This is a genomic window from Methylopila turkensis (assembly GCF_027922325.1).
GTDB lineage: Bacteria > Pseudomonadota > Alphaproteobacteria > Rhizobiales > Methylopilaceae > Methylopila > Methylopila turkensis.
Genome location: NZ_BSFL01000008.1, coordinates 1 through 1,196, shown reverse-complemented (window position 1 = coordinate 1,196; position 1,196 = coordinate 1). Strand labels below are relative to the sequence as shown.

Annotated in this window: 1 protein-coding gene; it reads left to right on the top strand. The window is 65.3% G+C overall.

Going from position 1 to position 1,196, the window contains the following annotated elements:
• Positions 1 to 3: 3 nt before the first annotated feature.
• Positions 4 to 1,194 carry an elongation factor Tu gene (gene tuf / locus PKE78_RS18395; RefSeq protein ID WP_271202394.1) on the top strand — a complete coding sequence of 397 codons (1,191 nt, stop codon included), beginning with the start codon at positions 4 to 6 and terminating at the stop codon, positions 1,192 to 1,194.
• Positions 1,195 to 1,196 lie beyond the last annotated feature (2 nt).

Below are 1,196 nucleotides of genomic sequence, written 5' to 3'. Positions count from 1 at the left end.
GCCATGGCCAAGGAAAAGTTCGCGCGGACGAAGCCGCATTGCAACATTGGCACGATTGGTCACGTTGACCATGGAAAGACGTCTCTGACGGCTGCGATCACGAAGGTTTTGGCCGAGACGGGCGGCGCGACATTCACGGCGTACGACCAGATCGACAAGGCTCCGGAAGAGAAGGCGCGCGGGATCACGATCTCGACGGCGCATGTGGAGTACGAGACGGCGAACCGTCACTACGCGCACGTGGACTGCCCGGGCCATGCGGACTACGTGAAGAACATGATCACGGGCGCGGCGCAGATGGACGGCGCGATCCTGGTGGTTTCGGCGGCGGACGGCCCGATGCCGCAGACGCGCGAGCACATCCTTCTGGCGCGCCAGGTCGGCGTTCCGGCGCTGGTGGTGTTCCTGAACAAGTGCGACATGGTGGACGACGCGGAACTTCTGGAGCTGGTCGAGCTCGAGGTGCGCGAACTGCTGTCGAAGTACGACTTCCCCGGCGACGACATTCCGATCGTGAAGGGCTCGGCGCTTGCGGCGCTCGAGAACTCGTCGAAGGAGCTCGGGCACGACGCGATCCTCGAGCTGATGAAGGCTGTGGACGACTACATCCCGCAGCCGGAGCGTCCGGTGGACCAGCCGTTCCTGATGCCGGTCGAGGACGTGTTCTCGATCTCGGGCCGCGGCACGGTCGTGACGGGTCGCGTCGAGCGCGGGATCGTGAAGGTCGGCGAGGAGGTCGAGATCGTCGGCATCCGGCCGACGGTGAAGACGACGGTGACCGGCGTCGAGATGTTCCGCAAGCTTCTGGACCAGGGTCAGGCGGGCGACAACATCGGCGCGCTGCTGCGCGGCACGAAGCGCGAGGACGTCGAGCGCGGGCAGGTTCTGTGCAAGCCGGGCTCGGTGAAGCCGCACACGAAGTTCAAGGCCGAGGCTTACATCCTGACGAAGGAGGAGGGCGGCCGCCACACGCCGTTCTTCACGAACTACCGTCCGCAGTTCTACTTCCGCACGACGGACGTGACGGGCGTGGTTCACCTGCCGGAAGGCACGGAGATGGTGATGCCGGGCGACAACATCGCGATGACGGTCGAGCTGATCGTGCCGATCGCGATGGAGGAGAAGCTGCGCTTCGCCATCCGCGAAGGCGGCCGCACCGTCGGCGCAGGCGTCGTCGCATCCATCATCGAGTGATC